Below are 12,730 nucleotides of genomic sequence, written 5' to 3'. Positions count from 1 at the left end.
CCTTTTTTGTAAAAAACCGTAGGATTTAACTCCCATCTTTACTCAAAAGCCCTTGTTAAAAATGTTTCCCTGGGGCCTGAAGCCCCCGATATTGCCGTATCCCTGGACACGATTATTGTGGGAACGTGACTTGTTCAGCCAGATTTGAGCGTCGCGAATCATGCCTTCCTCGATGGGCTTCAGCCGGGCAAGCATTTCCTGTCCCTCTTCCGAGGTGCGGAAATCATCCTTATCCAAAGCCTTAATAAGGTCATAAACAGTTTCCCTCTGGTGCTCAAGCTCAAGATACTGGTCAATATCTTCCTTTGTCAGGAATCTGCGCATTTCCTCGGTCAGTACCGAGAATTTGCCCCAAAGCGTTTTAGCATCATGCTCCATTTGCCTGCTGCCCCTTTTCCTTGCGTGCCTTAACCATTGCCTGAGCCCACGCATCACGAAGCTCCGTTATAATGGCCTTAGCCTCGTCAACCTTGGTTACATCGCTTTTCAGGTTAGCCTCGACCAAACGGTCATAGACGTAGTTATAAAGAGGTAACAGTTGATGGGATATTTCATATTCCATTTTCAGGGTAACACGGAATTCTGTAATAATTCTCTGCGCTTTCTGCAGAGCCGTGTTGGCTTCCTCAAAGTTATTTTTCTCGATAGCCTCACGGCCCTCGGTCATAAAGCGCAGCGCGCCGTTGTACAGCATCAAGGTCAAAGCCTCCGGCGTAGCCGTCAGCACCTGCTGCCGTTTATACGCCTCCGCTGCATTATTTACCATTTTTGTTCCCCCTTAGTTTTTGAAAATCAGCTGTTGCCTCCGAAGATAGCTCCAAAGAGCGCGTTCTGATTTGCAATCGCCCGTTCCATAGCGTCATATTTTTTGAAGAGCATTGTCTGATAATCGCTCAGACGTGTCTTAAGGGTATCAAGACGGTTCTGCAGGGAAACGATTGCTTTGCCCAACGTGGTCTCATCGTTTACATCAGCCGACGTTCCGGAATACGACGCCAACGTGTTCATTCCATCCGTAACTGCATCGTAGTACAAACGGTTTACAATACCGCGGGCATTGTAGTCTTCCGACTTGATGTAATCATACCGTTTATTCGGATCAAGATCCGTGTAGTTATCCTGATCGTTTGCGAAAATCTGATATACGCAGTCCGGATCAGCTGCCAAGGCTTTCTTGAGCTTATCCTCATTCAATGTAAGATGGCCCTTGTTATCCGAGGACGTTATACCAATCGCAGAAGCGGAATTATACTCACTGTTAACACTGGTAACACGTGTGGATATCGCATCACGCATATTATTGATAAGGTCTCTTATCATGCTGTTGTGATAGAGCAGACCCGATTTTGCCTTTTCATTCCAGGACTCAATCTGATCCGCGGTCATGCCTGCCTGCTGTGTCTTGGTCAACGGCTCATAGTCGTTGTCAAGGTCATCAGTAGACCAGGTCTTTGTGGAATATTTCTCCTGCAGTTTGTCCAGAACCTTATTATATTCTTCCACAAAACTCTTGACCGTGTCAATAATAGCGCTTGTATCCTGTGAAACTGAAATCGTAGTTGTCTTGCCGACCTCGGCGTTCAGCAGATTGTATGTAACGCCGGAAACCGTAATACGATTGTCCTGAACATTAGTATATTCCTTACCATCGATTTTAACCGAGCCCGTATTGCCGTAAGAATCAAGAGCATCCCCAGCCACAAACTTACCCAGTTCTTCAAGCTCCGGAGCGCCATCCTCGCCAGGCACTGATTTCTTAAGATTGAGGTTATTCAGAAGCTTGGCTGCAAATGTACCGCCGTTATGCTCCGTAGTCGTATCCTTGTCTGCAAGCAACAGTTTGATACCCGACTCTTTTCCACTGACACTGTTGTAGAAGGTAAAGGAATCAGTCACGGAATCATACGATGCCTTAACATTCGTACCCATAGCATTGACATCGGCAGCAATATCATTATAGGTCTTTCCATTCGCCAAGTCTTTGAAGGTATATGTTATGGTCTGCTTCTTTTTCTCATCATCGGTCAGAACAGTCTGCGAGTCCTTCGTTTTATCCTCGGGCGAAAGAACCGCATCCGAATCTGATACCGTAAATTTGATAGCAATATCATCGCCCCTTACCTGAACCTTCTTGTATATGGTGTTGCCTTCTTCATCCGTTTTTACCTTTTGTCCGCCATTCCCATCGTCTTCCATCTCCGGCTCGCTGGTCGTATATGTATAGATTTCAACTTCTCTTTGTTCCTCTTCCGATGCCTTCTTCGATGCCTCAGCGTCATACTGGATATCTTTGAACAGATTGTCCGACAGTTTGATACTGTCTGCTTTACCCTCACGGGTGATAGTGCCATCCGTCAGCCAGTACGCATTGGAGCTGAGGCTGGTGACCTCTACTTTATGGTTCATGGCAATAGCGGCACCGTTAGCCGTTGCCGTAACTGCCGTCGAGTCTGTTGTTGTCGCAGCCATAGCGTTCAGCTTGGACTGGGATTTAAAGCCTGACAGCGTTGTGTACTTGAAGGTTGTAAGATCGGAATAAATATCCGCCAGAGCCTCTTTCGTCCACTGCTGTTTAACTGTTTTCTGGTAAAGCTTATCATACTCGGACTGCTTGGACATCATTCCAACCTTGACGAGGGATTCCACGTCAAGACCGGAGCCGCTGAGTCCGTATATTCCGTTAACACCCATGGTACTCCCTCCTTACGCGTTCTTGTCCAGGAAAGCACCGAGCCAATCCTTGGCCTTGATCATATTCTTGATCATTTCTTCCGGTGGGAATTCCTTCAGGACTTCCTTTGTCTGCTTGTCAATCATCTTGACAGTCATCATATCAACTTCCTTGTTGTATTTGAACTGAAGGTTGCAGTTGATTTTGCTCATGAGCTCATTGAGCTCCTGCGTCATAAGCGTGACGGCCTCTTCGTCCATCGGTTTTTCCTGCTCTGCTTTTTTCTCAGCAGCCTTCTGCTGACGTTCTGCAGCGCTGGCATTTATGGCTTCATTTGCGCCTTCAGCAGCCTGAGGTGCAAGAGCCGGGGCCTGCTGAGCGTTATTCTGCGCCAACGTTTGCGTATCGCCGGTAGAAGTACCGGCTGAATTTGAACCTGTGGCAGCGCCGACTACTATAGCAGCCGACATGACATCCTGAACTTTTCCAATCATCTTTTATCCCTCCATAGATACATGCTTTATCTTTCCCTGAACCCACACGGGTATTTGGCTTAACAATTAAATCTTCGGCAGGCTGCTCAAATCGAGGTCTGCCGGCATCGCTGCCTTCCGGTTCTCCTCCTGGATTGCCCGGTAAATCTCTCCGCGATATATTTTTACATCCCGCGGTGCCTCTATCGCGATGCGGACGTTGTCGCCCTGCACTTCAACGACATTCACGACGATACTGTCGCCGATCATAATCTGCTGCCGCGGTTTTCTTGTCAATACGAGCATTACTTCTCCTCCTTTTTCTGAAACAGAGGATGCTTTGTCGTATAACGGCTCTTTTCGAGCACAACCTGCTTCGCATCAAGCGTACGGTTGTTAATAACAATCGGAGCCATAAGGTTCGTTGTCATATCTGCAATCTCACCGTTTGGTATAGTCAGAAGCGTGTACAGAATGATATCCTCCGGGTCTCGGATTCCCAATTTTTCTGTCACATCATCCTCAAGCTGGAACTCATAGTCCGGGAAGAAGATGTACGGTACTGTCATCAAAAACGCCAAATCCGGCGTTGTAAGCGACTGCATGAAATAATAGGGGCTTTTTTCATCATAAGGAATCACCACAAATTCGTGCTCCTTTTCAAAAGCCGGCATACCTTCTTCAAAGCGGACGATTTTATCCTCCGCAACCTCAATCTCACCAAACCGTACCGTACTGACTTTTCTCATATAGCTTTTCCTCCATTATGCGTAAATATCATAATGACCTTCTGTTGTCCACATTCGAATCGAACCCCGGTCTTGCAGGTAGACTTCAAATTTCCCTGGATTATACTTAACATCCGCTGTTGAGGAGGTCTCAATCTTTACCGAATGATGCCCCGGCTCCGTAGTACCGTGCAGCTCCGACGGGTGCATTGTAACTATTGGATCCGGAATCGCCCGTGCCTCGATATAGCGCTGCTTGCTGACTTCCGCGGAAAGCCTGCCATCTGCCTGTTCATCAAAGATATCGCGTCCCTTCCGGGCAGCGTTATCAATTATGGACCAGGTGTCCTGTGCATGCTTTGACGTAGACTGTCTGACATCGCTCTTTCCCTGATCTCCGCACTGCTTCGTAAAATCCTTCATTGTCGAATGACCATACGAGTGACGGCTGGGATACGAATCGACTTCCATGCTTGGCTGACTGTAGCCGAGCTTCGACTGCGGTGCCTCATAATCCCCCTGCGGCTGAGGTTTTTTTATGCGGCTCGACAGTGTCGAGATATGCATATCAATACCTATTCGCGGCAGGGTATGCCGGATGTTCAGATAGAGCATAGGCTTCCCCCCTTTCCCTGGGCTTTAAGCGTTCCATCTTCTGAATGGCACAAGAGCGGGACGCATCATGCATCCCGATCAGGTGTCAAAGAATACTATTCCTCATTTATATTATAGCGCTAAAATAAATGTTTTTCCATAAAAAAACTTTCATTCATTTTAACAGCTCAATGCCTTTATTTTTGAGTGAAAGCATTCGTCATTCTTACAAGTAATCAGCCAGTGTCGGCGGCAGGATTCTCGAGCCGACCGAGAGCGAAAGCTGATAAATTGTCTGTGCTTCCATAAGCTTCGTCGCCAGCTTCGCAACATCTGTCGAATGAACCTCAGTAATGTCCGTCAGGATAGATTCATTCTGTGTGGTCAGCATATTCTGGCAGTCAGTGTACACCTGCTGACGCGCCGCAAGCTTGGACTGGGAAGTATTTACAATCTCAAAGGAGTTGTTTGCCAGTGTCTTGCCGTCCGAAGACATCCACGCCGCATTTCCCATATCCGTCATTGCGACGACGGTAAGCACATCGTTGAATGCTGCAGCGCCCGATGATCTGTTTCCGGAGTTCGCATCATCGAAAATGCTGGTTCCTGCCAAATCTATGCCATTCATATTCACGGTATCCGTAGCCGGCTGTGTAGCTCCATTCTCCTTGACCATTGAGAAGTGATTATTGTCCCCGGAATATGTGATGATATACTGCTCAATCGTAGAAAATTTCAACGTTACAGTTTCCCCGCCAACGGTGATATCCGAACTGAAGCTTTCCCCATCTGTGTTAATCACGCCATTGGCGTCAAAATAATTGTGCACTTCAGTTGAGCCGCCCCATCCGCTTACTGTTCCTGCCTCATCGCCGGCCTTCACCGTTGCCTGTCCGGCTGCCATCTTGTCCTTGTAGCCGTTGTCCATAAAATCCTTGGAATAGACATTGCCATCCATTGTATTCAGGTAGTACTCATTGCCATCAGAACCTTTCAGTGTAAGCATCTGTGAAAGATTTCCGGAGCTTGCCGTTTTCGACGGAGCAGTTCCCTGATTAAAGAACGCTGTCTGCTTATCATCAAGGTTCTTTGTGAGCCCTCTCTGGAATTTATCATTGGACATGGAATAAGGCTGCTTCAAATCCGACTGTCCCGAGAAAAGATATCTGCCGTTGACCTGCATATTTCCATCGGCAACCACCTGCTGGACTTTTACAAGCATCTCTTTCGCAATTGCCTGCATATCTGTGGTTGTATTTGTATCCTGCGCTGCATTGGATTTTTCAACAATGGTTTTCAGCGCGTCACTTATGTCCTGAACAGCAGCATCGCTGTTTTTCATCCATGATATCGCGGATTTTACATTCGTCTGATACTGATTGTTCTCCGCATAGGAATCCCCGTAACGGAGATATTTCGAATATCCGATTGCATCATCGGAGGCACGGTGCAGCTTGTCGCCGTCACTCTGCTCCATGAGCTTTGTCTGAGCTTCATATGTACGGTTCAGCTGTTTGAGATAACGATTTGTCATCATCATGCTTGCTACGCGCATTTCAGTTCACCTTACCTTCCTACCATACCGGTACTGTTAATAAGTCTGTCGAGCATTTCGTCCATGGTCGTGAGGCAGCGGCTGCATGCGCTGTAGCCCTGCTGGAACGTAATCATGTTCGTGAGCTCTTCATCCCAGTTAACACCCGATGTTGCCGAACGCCATTTTTCAACTTCCTCAACCAAATCCTCCTGAGCCTGAAGATTTGCTTTACATGCCGCGGAATCAACACCCATGGCTGTCATAATTGAGTTGTAGTAGCTCTCGAAGGAATTTGTTCCAATCGAGCAGGTTGTCGAATTAAGCGACGTATTTCCAAGATTAAACAAGGTGCTCATAAGTACACCGTTTGTGCCGTCGGCAGTTCCGTTTGCGACAACCAGTGTCATATCAGTTTCGCTCTCAGGCTTCGTCGGATCAGTAATCGACGGCGGCATAACCCAAGCCTGACCTGCCAGCTTCTTTTCTCCGTCCACCTCATTGAGAATCGGGTTGACAGCCAGTGCCTTGATGGCGAGGATGCCTTTCAGCTCCTCCGCCGTTGCCGTGCCGCTGCCTGCCACCGTAATGCCGACCTCGAAGTTTCCATCGGCATTTTTGATGTAATTCCCGTCGGCATCCTTTTTGAGATATTTCGTCGCGGTAAGACCATCTGCATACGCCGTTGCTACTGTGCGGTAATTTCCGTTGGCATCCGCTTCCCACGTATAGATTGTCTTATTATCACCGAAGAAGTTCGTTCCTGTGGTATTATTGGCGTCCATACCGGCACCCTGCTGATGCTGTCCGTTGAACTGTACCAAAAGGAAGGATGCCATATCTGCCAGCTTGTCGATATATTTCTTGTCCTCGGCAATGGCATCAACCTCAGCAGCCAGGGTTCCATTCAGCGGGTCAAACACAACTCCTGTGTCACCCAGCTCAATATTGTAATCTGTGAGGCCGTAATCCTTGTTGTGCATGCCGATAACATTTCCGTCATCATCACGCGGCCCCATTTTGAGGTCGATTTTAGTGATACCGTTTACGATTGTTGCACCATTGCACACGATGGTGTACATGCTGGTATCCTTTTCCTCGGATATCGAAACGCTCATATATCCCGAGAGTTCATCAGCAAGATTATCCCTGGCATCGCGGAGATCATTCGCTGAACCCCCGGCAGCCTCCAGAGCCATGATGCTTCTGTTAAGAGATACGATGTTGTCTGTGATTTCATTCACCTTTGCAACATTCGCGGTGATATCATTATACAGTGAAGTAATCTGTGACTGGAGCTGTTCACCGCTGCGGTTGATACGTTCTGACAAAATGCTTGCTTTTTCAAGCACTGCCACACGCTCGCTGACATCGCTATTATTCGTAGACCAGTCGGAGAGTGCCTTGTAGAACTCTGTTACAGCATTCTTCACGCCTGTATCCTGTGAATCATTGAATATTTCTTCAACCTTGCCGTAGTTATTTTCACGGGTTGTCAAATACTTCTGTGTGCCGTTTTCTGCCCAGTATTTTTTATCGGCATATACATCACGGGCACGCGTGATGGAGAGCGAATCAACGCCCGAGCCTACATACTGCTGAGTGCCGTTGGCGTAAATCTTGTCCGGCATAACAGCCGCCTGGTTAACGCTCTGTCGGGAATACCCAACCGCGCCTGCATTCGACATATTATGTCCGACCGTATCAAGTGCCAGACGGTTTGTACTGATACCGCGGTACATTGTATTAAGTCCCGCAAATGTGGAACGTACTGCCATTGTATTTCACCCTTTCTAGACCGACCGGTCGAACAATTTCTTTCCCTGAATTGCCGCCTTGTCAGGCGACTCCGTATCATCATATCCCGGTCCTGCCTGCGACTGTGTCATCACATTGAGACTGAACGTCAGATACTCCATATCATTCTTCAAAAGAAGCTTATTGGCCGAACCGATATTTCGAATTCTTTGGAAAAGTTCCGTCATACGGTTCATATATTCCTTTGCTTCCATTTTTTCCTTTGAATACGGCTGATGCTTCAAGAGCTCCAGCATTGACTCGCATCCTGCCTTTTGCAGAAGCTCCTCCTTCTGCTTTTCAAAGACCGAAATCTGCCGTAAAAGTCCATCGACGGTCTGCGTTGTCTCCGTGACACGCCGGCCGTCGAGATTTGCTTTGAGTGCTTCCCTCTGTGCCTGCGCCGCTGCCTCAAGTTTCATACAAAGCGCAAGCTCTGCGCGCAGGATTCGTATAATTTCATCCATTCCGTGACCTCATGCCTCGAAATCAAAATTCTTATGCCGGGTTACAATTTCCTGCCCCTTCTGCCCGTACGCAGGCTCCACCGTAGAATTTCCGATACGGTTAAGATGATAATGAACGGCACCAAGGGCACTTTTAATGAGGAATTCATTTTCCTCGCTTTTCTGGCCGGCTTCCTTTACAAGCTCACCAAGCTTTTCATGAAGCTCCGCGAGCTTTACCTTGTATGGCGTAGGACTATGTTCCGTGACTTCCTTCATGCTCATTTCCGGAAGCAGAGATTTCTCCGACTTACATAACTGCAGAAGCACACTCCTGCGCTCATCCTCGAGCTTATGGATACGGTCAATAACCGTTTTTTCAACCTCCAGCAGCTTCTCCAGCTTTTCAAGCTGCACTGTAACAAGTACGCCGCGCTTCGCGCTGGCAATCTTCAAAAGCTGACTGTAGGCTTCCGTAAGTGCATCCAGCACCCTCACAAGTTCCTTCCACATATAACCGGCCCCGTTTCAATCAATAACGCATGTTCAGCATGCTGGCTGCGATTGCATTCTCATCAATCTTATAAGTGCCATTTGAAATCTGGCTTTCGAGCTCAGTTACCTTATCCATACGGACGTCGTCCTTCTTGGAACGGATCTTCTGAAGAATAGCGCTGAAATCCTGTGCCTGCGTCGAAAGCTGAACAGAGCTGGACTCAACAGCCTTTGTAACCGGTTTTCTTGTGCTTGTTCCGCTTACACTCTGTGCGCCGTATACACTTGCCAGCGATTGAATGTGATTGTTGATAAACATGGTTTCCACCATCCTTGCTAAAGGGTATTTTCCCCTCGTTTTTCTTTCTGCTCATTAATCGAAAAAAAAAGCGGGATTCTTAACTCCCGCTTTTCGTGATTTTCACCTGTTTAATTAAGATTATCTCGCTATAGCTCTCAAATGCTCTCTTTTTTGCCAAAAGATGCCTTTTGAAAAATCAGCTGAGTTTCTTACCCATATCCCTTGAATACATACCCGAGCCTTTTTTCTGCGGAGCAGCAGCTGCAACCTTTGCAGTCATCTTCTGCTGTGTCTGCTGCATCTGCTTTGCAAGGTCATCGTTGCATTTATCGCAGAAACGTCCGCTGGTAATAGGTGTGCCGCAGGACTCGCATGGATATTCAATAGAAATTCCGTCCGTAACAAAACGTCCCTCACGAATCATACGCATTACAAGCTTCTCTTTTACCTTCAGTGCCTCGCAGATCTGTTTGACCGTAGAGTGCGGGTTGTCACGCACGTAGGAAGAAATCTCCTGCATCTGATCCTGCTGCTTCTCATAGCAGTCACGGCAGACACCGATTCCGGTATCAACAAAAATGCGTCCGCATTCTGAACAGTTCTTCAATTGATTTGCCATATCTATCACTCCTGTGTATAAATTTCATTTTCAGCGTCATATATCATATATTATAACGCCTTTGATACAGTTTTGCCAAGGGCAAAACTTCCTCTGTCAGCGTTTCAACGAGGCGAGAGATATGCTCGCCGCCTGTTATTTGTCCCAGCCCCCACTTACAGAAGTGGGGGACATCTTTTGCCGAGTTATATATTTTTTTCATGAGCACGGCAAGAAGAGATTCACGACCTGTCACTTGACAGGACAAGTCCGAAAATTTTTTCCGCTCCCCCCTTGCGAAGCACCTTTGCGCATTCCCGAAGAGTTGTTCCCGTGGTACATATATCATCAACCAGCAGCAGACATTTCCCCCGCACATCAGCGCACTCCGACAAGCAAAAAGCTCCCGAAAGATTTTTTATACGCTCATCTGCGCCAAGGCCAAACTGCGGAGTAGTACTTCTCGACCTTACCAATGCACGCTGCCAGGACATCCCCTTAGAAAGCGCCCATTCCCTGAAAATAAGCTCCGTCTGGTTAAAGCCTCTTGCTTTCTCGCGTTCCTCATGGAGTGGAACAGGCACAGCCGTTGACACCTGCATCAAGATATTCACGTTTCTGTTCCCCGTTGACTCAAGAAACGTGTGCAGATACGGCAGTCGGTCACGCTTGCCGTGAAATTTCAACGGAACCAAAAGAGGCCGAAGTCCATCATGATATTTCCCCAGCGCCCACACCTCATCAAGCACGGAAATAGTTTCCACATCCATCGGGAGTCTTCTTGTATCGGAAGCACTTCTCAGGCACTCCTTGCACCAGCCTCCCCTTTCGCTGACATACGCCGAACATATCGGGCACCTTGGCGGGAAAAGAAAATCAAGAACTCCTGACAACAGATTCATTTTGCATCCTCCGGCACCTGCGCCAGCCGCTCCGCAAGCAGCGTGTAGCGTCTGCGTGTGCGGTCATTTTCCACAGCAGTCCGAAGCGCCGCACGGCTTCCCACAAGAACAACGCGTTCCTTGGCTCTTGTCACCGCAGTATACAGAAGGTTTCTCTGCAGCATGATATGATGTCCCGGCACCAGCGGCAGGATAATTACAGGATACTCGCTGCCCTGGCTCTTATGTACACTCACCGCATAGGCAGGTGCCAGCTCCTGCATTTCGCTTTTCTCATAGTCTGTCTCAAGCTCATCACCGAATCTTACTGTCACAAGCTCCGGTGTGATTTCAGTAATAAAGCCGACATCACCGTTAAACACATTTTTCTGGTAATTGTTCTTTATCTGCATAACCTTGTCACCTACGCGGTAGGTAAACCAGCCCGCAGGACGCTCGTCCCGTCCGGGGCGCTTTGGATTAAGCGCCTCCTGAAGACGTTTGTTCAGCACATCAACACCGCACTCCTGCCTGTGCATAGGAGACAGCACCTGCACATCGCGCATGGGGTCAATACCCTCCCGCGCAAGCTCGTCAGCACAAAGCTGCACGATAACCTCCGAAGCCTCCTCGGCAGAATGGGTTTCGCGAAACTCAAAGGCTGTTCCGGGTTCACACTCAGGCATCCTTCCCCTGTTTATCGCGTGAGCGTTTCGTACAATAATGCTTTCCTCAGCCTGTCTGAATACCTCAGTGAGGCGCACACTTGGAATAACTCCCGAACGAAGAATTTCACGGAGAACAGCTCCCGGCCCTACTGCAGGAAGCTGATCCACATCACCGACGAGAATCACATGACAGCCCGACGGAACTGCAGCAAGAAAATGCTGCATAAGAAGGATATCCATCATTGAAACCTCGTCCAAAATGATGACATCTGCCTCCAACGGTTCATCCTCATCCTTGGCAAACATGGAGCCGTCGTCCTCCGACACCCCCTGCGCCTCCAGCATACGGTGAACCGTCATGGCACGCCTTCCGGTTGATTCAGCCAGCCGCTTTGCCGCGCGTCCTGTCGGCGCACCCAAAAGCACTGTAAGTCCAAGCTTTTCCAGTACAGCAATCATACCGCGCACGACAGTTGTTTTTCCCGTTCCCGGGCCTCCTGTGAGAACGAAAATTCCATACTGCAGCGCGCCTGCCACAGCCTCACGCTGCCCGTCCGCCAAATCCAGCCTGTCGGTGGTCTCCCACTCGTCTATAAGCAGCGAAGAATCCTCGACAGGAAAAACCGCCGCAGCTTTTTTCAAATAAAGAAGCGTATCTGAAACCTCTTTTTCCGCCATATAAAGCTGCTGCGGGTATATGAGAGTCTCGCTTCCCAAACGCTCAGCATAAAGCCTGCACATGCGCAGAGCGCTGCGCACCGCATCGCTCACGGCTTCCCTTGGCACCTCCAGAAGCCGCGCAGCACGTTCAATAAGGAACTCAGCAGGCACGCAGCAGTGTCCTGCGGAGGATACGGAGCTCAAAGTATAATCAAGACCTGCAAGAAGCCGCGACGGGTCATCCGCCGGTACATCCGCAGAGCGGGCAATCGCGTCCGCCGTAGTAAACCCGATTCCCTGCACCTCCTGCGCAAGACGGTACGGATCCTCCTGCATTACTCCGAGAGAAAACGAACCGAACTGCTGGTATATCCGCGCGGCATACGCCCCTGATACCCCGTGTGCCTCCAGCCATAGCATAATGTCCTTCAGCTCCACCTTTTCCTGATAGGAGCGGTGAATTTTTTCCGCAGTCTTCTCTCCGATTCCCGGAATTTCCCGTAATCTGTGGGGCGCATTTTCGATTATATCCAGCGTATCCTGTCCGAATTTTTCCACAAGACGGTGTGCAACAGCAGGACCTACTCCCTCCACAGCGCCCGAAGAAAGAAACTTCTCTATCCCCTCGGCACTTGTAGGCGCCGCCACCGTGAGACTCACAGCCTTGAACTGCTCACCGAAACGCGGATGCCGAACCCACTCACCAGACAGAGTGACCTGCTGTCCCACCAGCGGAGGTTCAGCATTCACTGTCGCTGCGGCCATTCCTCTCTGTCCGTCAACACGAAGGCGGAACACAGAAAAACGTCCGTCATCACTCGCAAAAACAATCGTTTCCACGGTTCCTGTCAGTTTTTCCATGCTCCGCCTCTTCTTTCCCGTAT

The 12,730-nt window shown here is 48.8% G+C and carries 15 protein-coding genes; all 15 read right to left on the bottom strand.

Annotated features, from left to right (window positions below):
• Positions 1-42 precede the first annotated feature (42 nt).
• Positions 43-378, bottom strand: a complete 336-nt coding sequence (locus BUA83_RS00765; RefSeq protein WP_072934283.1) for a hypothetical protein — start codon at positions 376-378, stop codon at positions 43-45.
• Complete coding sequence (gene fliS / locus BUA83_RS00760) at positions 368-766, bottom strand: flagellar export chaperone FliS (RefSeq protein WP_072934282.1); 399 nt, start codon at positions 764-766, stop codon at positions 368-370. Before fliS ends, BUA83_RS00765 begins: the two co-directional genes overlap by 11 nt.
• A 26-nt stretch (positions 767-792) precedes the next feature.
• Complete coding sequence (gene fliD, locus BUA83_RS00755; protein ID WP_072934281.1) at positions 793-2,691, bottom strand: flagellar filament capping protein FliD; 1,899 nt, start codon at positions 2,689-2,691, stop codon at positions 793-795.
• Between the two features lie 12 nt (positions 2,692-2,703).
• Positions 2,704-3,165, bottom strand: a complete 462-nt coding sequence (locus BUA83_RS00750) for a flagellar protein FlaG (RefSeq protein ID WP_072934280.1) — start codon at positions 3,163-3,165, stop codon at positions 2,704-2,706.
• 66 nt (positions 3,166-3,231) lie between these two features.
• On the bottom strand, positions 3,232-3,450 hold the full coding sequence (gene csrA, locus BUA83_RS00745; RefSeq protein WP_072934279.1) for a carbon storage regulator CsrA: 219 nt from the start codon (positions 3,448-3,450) through the stop codon (positions 3,232-3,234).
• A complete protein-coding gene (gene fliW, locus BUA83_RS00740) occupies positions 3,450-3,893 on the bottom strand; it encodes a flagellar assembly protein FliW (RefSeq protein ID WP_072934278.1) in 444 nt (147 codons plus the stop codon). The genes csrA and fliW overlap by 1 nt, the downstream gene beginning before the upstream one ends.
• Before the next feature lie 15 nt (positions 3,894-3,908).
• Entirely contained in the window at positions 3,909-4,487 is a 579-nt protein-coding gene (locus tag BUA83_RS00735) for a DUF6470 family protein (RefSeq protein WP_072934277.1), read from the bottom strand.
• Between the two features lie 205 nt (positions 4,488-4,692).
• Positions 4,693-6,021: a flagellin N-terminal helical domain-containing protein gene (locus BUA83_RS00730; RefSeq protein WP_072934276.1), complete on the bottom strand. Its 1,329-nt coding sequence runs from the start codon at positions 6,019-6,021 to the stop codon at positions 4,693-4,695.
• A gap of 11 nt (positions 6,022-6,032) precedes the next feature.
• Entirely contained in the window at positions 6,033-7,778 is a 1,746-nt protein-coding gene (gene flgK, locus BUA83_RS00725; protein WP_072934275.1) for a flagellar hook-associated protein FlgK, read from the bottom strand.
• 15 nt (positions 7,779-7,793) lie between these two features.
• A complete protein-coding gene (locus BUA83_RS00720; RefSeq protein ID WP_072934274.1) occupies positions 7,794-8,264 on the bottom strand; it encodes a flagellar protein FlgN in 471 nt (156 codons plus the stop codon).
• 9 nt (positions 8,265-8,273) lie between these two features.
• Positions 8,274-8,756, bottom strand: a complete 483-nt coding sequence (locus BUA83_RS00715; protein ID WP_072934273.1) for a flagellar protein FlgN — start codon at positions 8,754-8,756, stop codon at positions 8,274-8,276.
• Positions 8,757-8,775: 19 nt separating this feature from the next.
• Entirely contained in the window at positions 8,776-9,057 is a 282-nt protein-coding gene (flgM, locus tag BUA83_RS00710; RefSeq protein WP_072934272.1) for a flagellar biosynthesis anti-sigma factor FlgM, read from the bottom strand.
• Positions 9,058-9,235: 178 nt separating this feature from the next.
• A complete protein-coding gene (locus tag BUA83_RS00705; RefSeq protein WP_072934271.1) occupies positions 9,236-9,658 on the bottom strand; it encodes a hypothetical protein in 423 nt (140 codons plus the stop codon).
• Positions 9,659-9,879: 221 nt separating this feature from the next.
• Positions 9,880-10,539, bottom strand: a complete 660-nt coding sequence (locus BUA83_RS00700; RefSeq protein WP_072934270.1) for a ComF family protein — start codon at positions 10,537-10,539, stop codon at positions 9,880-9,882.
• Positions 10,536-12,707 carry an SF1B family DNA helicase RecD2 gene (gene recD2 / locus BUA83_RS00695; protein ID WP_072934269.1) on the bottom strand — a complete coding sequence of 724 codons (2,172 nt, stop codon included), beginning with the start codon at positions 12,705-12,707 and terminating at the stop codon, positions 10,536-10,538. Before recD2 ends, BUA83_RS00700 begins: the two co-directional genes overlap by 4 nt.
• Positions 12,708-12,730 lie beyond the last annotated feature (23 nt).

This window comes from Schwartzia succinivorans DSM 10502 (genome assembly GCF_900129225.1).
Lineage (GTDB): Bacteria > Bacillota > Negativicutes > Selenomonadales > Selenomonadaceae > Schwartzia > Schwartzia succinivorans.
This window is presented reverse-complemented; position numbering and strand designations above follow the sequence as displayed.

What these genes read in the sequence shown, in the direction of transcription:
- BUA83_RS00730 (WP_072934276.1), bottom strand. Translation starts at nt 6,021, where the DNA reads ATGCGCGTAGCAAGCATGATGATGACAAATCGTTATCTCAAACAGCTG.
- recD2 (WP_072934269.1), bottom strand. Translation starts at nt 12,707, where the DNA reads ATGGAAAAACTGACAGGAACCGTGGAAACGATTGTTTTTGCGAGTGAT.
- flgM (WP_072934272.1), bottom strand. Translation starts at nt 9,057, where the DNA reads ATGTTTATCAACAATCACATTCAATCGCTGGCAAGTGTATACGGCGCA.
- BUA83_RS00735 (WP_072934277.1), bottom strand. Translation starts at nt 4,487, where the DNA reads ATGCTCTATCTGAACATCCGGCATACCCTGCCGCGAATAGGTATTGAT.
- BUA83_RS00750 (WP_072934280.1), bottom strand. Translation starts at nt 3,165, where the DNA reads ATGATTGGAAAAGTTCAGGATGTCATGTCGGCTGCTATAGTAGTCGGC.
- csrA (WP_072934279.1), bottom strand. Translation starts at nt 3,450, where the DNA reads ATGCTCGTATTGACAAGAAAACCGCGGCAGCAGATTATGATCGGCGAC.
- fliS (WP_072934282.1), bottom strand. Translation starts at nt 766, where the DNA reads ATGGTAAATAATGCAGCGGAGGCGTATAAACGGCAGCAGGTGCTGACG.
- flgK (WP_072934275.1), bottom strand. Translation starts at nt 7,778, where the DNA reads ATGGCAGTACGTTCCACATTTGCGGGACTTAATACAATGTACCGCGGT.
- BUA83_RS00705 (WP_072934271.1), bottom strand. Translation starts at nt 9,658, where the DNA reads ATGGCAAATCAATTGAAGAACTGTTCAGAATGCGGACGCATTTTTGTT.
- BUA83_RS00715 (WP_072934273.1), bottom strand. Translation starts at nt 8,756, where the DNA reads ATGTGGAAGGAACTTGTGAGGGTGCTGGATGCACTTACGGAAGCCTAC.
- fliW (WP_072934278.1), bottom strand. Translation starts at nt 3,893, where the DNA reads ATGAGAAAAGTCAGTACGGTACGGTTTGGTGAGATTGAGGTTGCGGAG.
- fliD (WP_072934281.1), bottom strand. Translation starts at nt 2,691, where the DNA reads ATGGGTGTTAACGGAATATACGGACTCAGCGGCTCCGGTCTTGACGTG.
- BUA83_RS00765 (WP_072934283.1), bottom strand. Translation starts at nt 378, where the DNA reads ATGGAGCATGATGCTAAAACGCTTTGGGGCAAATTCTCGGTACTGACC.
- BUA83_RS00720 (WP_072934274.1), bottom strand. Translation starts at nt 8,264, where the DNA reads ATGGATGAAATTATACGAATCCTGCGCGCAGAGCTTGCGCTTTGTATG.
- BUA83_RS00700 (WP_072934270.1), bottom strand. Translation starts at nt 10,539, where the DNA reads ATGAATCTGTTGTCAGGAGTTCTTGATTTTCTTTTCCCGCCAAGGTGC.